Annotated in this window: 4 protein-coding genes; 3 read left to right on the top strand and 1 reads right to left on the bottom strand. The window is 67.8% G+C overall.

What is annotated here, in order from left to right:
- The 3 genes from Q7T84_RS08625 to Q7T84_RS08615 form a co-directional block, all read left to right on the top strand.
- Positions 1-1,032, top strand: a 1,032-nt coding sequence (locus Q7T84_RS08625) for an FAD-dependent oxidoreductase (RefSeq protein WP_304807779.1), incomplete at its 5' end; no start/stop codon positions are given.
- The gene (locus Q7T84_RS08620; protein WP_304807777.1) at positions 1,032-1,448 is read left to right on the top strand and encodes a GNAT family N-acetyltransferase; all 417 of its coding nucleotides are present in this window, start codon (positions 1,032-1,034) and stop codon (positions 1,446-1,448) included. The genes Q7T84_RS08625 and Q7T84_RS08620, both read left to right, overlap by 1 nt.
- A gap of 51 nt (positions 1,449-1,499) precedes the next feature.
- Positions 1,500-1,772: a hypothetical protein gene (locus Q7T84_RS08615; protein WP_304807775.1), complete on the top strand. Its 273-nt coding sequence runs from the start codon at positions 1,500-1,502 to the stop codon at positions 1,770-1,772.
- On the opposite strand, the gene Q7T84_RS08610 is transcribed toward Q7T84_RS08615, so the two are convergent.
- Positions 1,769-2,653 (bottom strand): tyrosine recombinase XerC (locus tag Q7T84_RS08610; protein ID WP_304807773.1); only part of this gene is annotated, 885 nt, incomplete at its 5' end. The genes Q7T84_RS08615 and Q7T84_RS08610 overlap by 4 nt on opposite strands.

Below are 2,653 nucleotides of genomic sequence, written 5' to 3'. Positions count from 1 at the left end.
GAGGTCACCGCCGAGGACGGCTCAGTCAGCGTTCTAGAAACCAAGAACATCGTCATCGCCACCGGCTCGGAGCCCTCTCCGCTACCCGGTGTTGACGTCGACCAGAACCGCATCGTCGATTCCACCGGCGCGCTGGCGCTGCCCGAGGTTCCCAAGCACCTGGTGGTGATCGGCGCGGGCATCATCGGGCTGGAACTGGGCTCGGTCTGGCGCCGGCTGGGCGCGAAGGTGACCGTGGTCGAGTTCCTGGACCGCATCACGCCCGGCATGGACGCAGAGACGGCCAAGACCTTCCAGCGCTCGCTGACCAAGCAGGGCGTGCAGTTCAAGCTGGGCTCCAAGGTGACCGGCGCCAAGGCCGGCAAGTCCAACGTCAGCCTGACGGTCGAACCCGTCGCCGGCGGCGCGGCCGAGACCATCGAGGCGGAATACGTGCTGCTGGCCATCGGTCGGCGGCCGTTCACTGAAAACCTCGGGCTCGACAGCGTGGGCGTGGTTCCGGACAAGCGCGGCTTCATCCCGACCGATCACTTCAAGACCAGCGCCCCGGGCGTCTGGGCGATCGGTGACGTGATCTTGGGTCCGATGCTGGCGCACAAGGCCGAGGAAGACGCGGTGGCCTGCATCGAGATCATCGCCGGCAAGTGGGGCCACGTGGACTACAATCTGGTCCCGAGCGTCGTCTACACCTCGCCGGAAGTGGCTTGGGTCGGCAAGACCGAGGAACAGCTCAAGGAAGCCGGCGTCGCCTACAAGGTCGGCAAGTTCCCGTTCAGCGCCAATAGCCGCGCCAAGATCAACCACGAGACCGAAGGCTTCGCCAAGGTCCTGGCCGACGCCAAGACCGACGAGATCCTCGGCGTTCACATTGTCGGCCCGCAGGCTGGCGAGATGATCGGCGAGTATTGCGTCGCCATGGCCTTCAAAGCCGCGAGCGAAGACATCGCCCGCGTCTGCCATCCTCACCCCACGCGCTCGGAAGCTGGCCGTCAGGCAGCTATGGGTGTCGAGGGCTGGACGATGCAGTCCTAGTGATCGTAAGGCGCGCGCAGGTTGGCGATATCGCCGCCTGCGCGGCGTTATACGAGCGCGTCCTGCGCGCGACCTTCACCTGGATCCCGCCCGAGCAGCATCAGGCGGCTGACTTCATCGCCGCCGCTCGGGATGAAGAGGTCTATCTCGCGACGGATGGCGAGCGCTTGCTCGGCGTGGCGAGCCTCTACCGTTCCGACAATTTCCTGCATTCGCTCTATGTCGAGGCGCGCGGCCAAGGCGTGGGCAAGGCCTTACTTGATCATGTTGCTGAGGTAGCCGACGGCCGGCTGCACCTGAAGTGCCAAGTTCCCAACATCCGGGCCCAGGCCTTCTACGCCCGCGAGGGGTTTCGAGTGGTCGAGGAGGGCTGCGATCCGGGTTCTACGGTCGGCTGGGTGAGGATGGGCCGATAGCGAACGGCGTTCCGTGGTGGTAAATTTCGCCGAAGCCATGGAGGAACGATCATGATCGTTTTCGCGCTGCTCGCCGCCGCCATCGCCGCCGCACCACCTCCCAAGCCCTGCCCCGCCGATGGCAGGTTCGAGATTTCCGACCGCTCGCCGGCGCTGCTGCTGCGTCCGGAGGATCGTCGTGGCGCCGCCGGCGCCCGGACCCTCGCCAGCTTGCCGCCCGCCAATATGGAACTGGCCGTAATCCGCTCCGTCGACGGCTGCTCCATCTCGACGGTGGTCCGTGAAAAGATCCAGGGCGACGGCCGCTTCGCAAAGCCGCGCTAAGCGTGCGGATGGGCCTTGGCGTAGGCGCTGAGCAGGGCTTCGGCGTCGACCTCGGTGTAGCGCTGGGTGGTGGAAAGCGAGGCGTGGCCGAGCAGTTCCTGGATCGAGCGCAGATCGGCTCCGGCGCCCAGCAGGTGGGTCGCGAAGGAGTGGCGCAGGGCGTGGGGCGTGGCGCTGTCGGGCAGGCCGAGCCGGCCGCGCAGCTTCTGCACCGTGGCCTGGACGTGACGCGGGCTGAGCGGCCCGCCGCGCTTGGCGCGAAACAGCGGTTCCTCCGGCGCGAGCACGAACGGCACGTCTGCCAGATAGATATCGATGGCCTGCCGAACGGCCGGCAACACTGGGACGATCCGCGTCTTTGAGCCCTTGCCGAGGATGCGTAGCGAGTCCGGCAGCGGGGCGTCGCCGCGCTTGAGCGACAGCGCCTCGGAGATCCGCAGGCCGCAGCCATAGAGCAGGGTCAGCACCGCCTCGTCGCGGCTGGCCTCCCAATCCTCGCGGTCGGGATCGAGCGAGGGCTCGGCCATCATGCCGCGCGCCTGATCCTCGGTGATCGGGCGGGGGGCGCCGGGCCGCACGCGTGGGCCGCGCACCAGGGCGATGGCGGCGTTTGGGGTGTCCATCCGGCGATCGAGGAAGCGGTGAAAGGTGCGGATCGCCGAAAGCGACTGGGACAGAGAGCGCGGCGACAGCGGCTTGTCGCCCTGGCGCAGATAGGCGAGCCAGGCGCGGACCTCGCCGGCGGTGAGCGTGCCCATGGCGCCGAGCGACAGGGCCTCGCCGCGATGGCGCTCCAGGAAGTTTATATAGCGGCCGCCAGCAAAGGCGTAGGCCTCGACGGTGCGCGGCGAGGCGCGCCGCTCCTTGGCCAGGTGTTCCAG

Source organism: Phenylobacterium sp. (assembly GCF_030654915.1).
GTDB lineage: Bacteria > Pseudomonadota > Alphaproteobacteria > Caulobacterales > Caulobacteraceae > Phenylobacterium.
This window is presented reverse-complemented; position numbering and strand designations above follow the sequence as displayed.

What these genes read in the sequence shown, in the direction of transcription:
- Q7T84_RS08615 (WP_304807775.1), top strand. Translation starts at nt 1,500, where the DNA reads ATGATCGTTTTCGCGCTGCTCGCCGCCGCCATCGCCGCCGCACCACCT.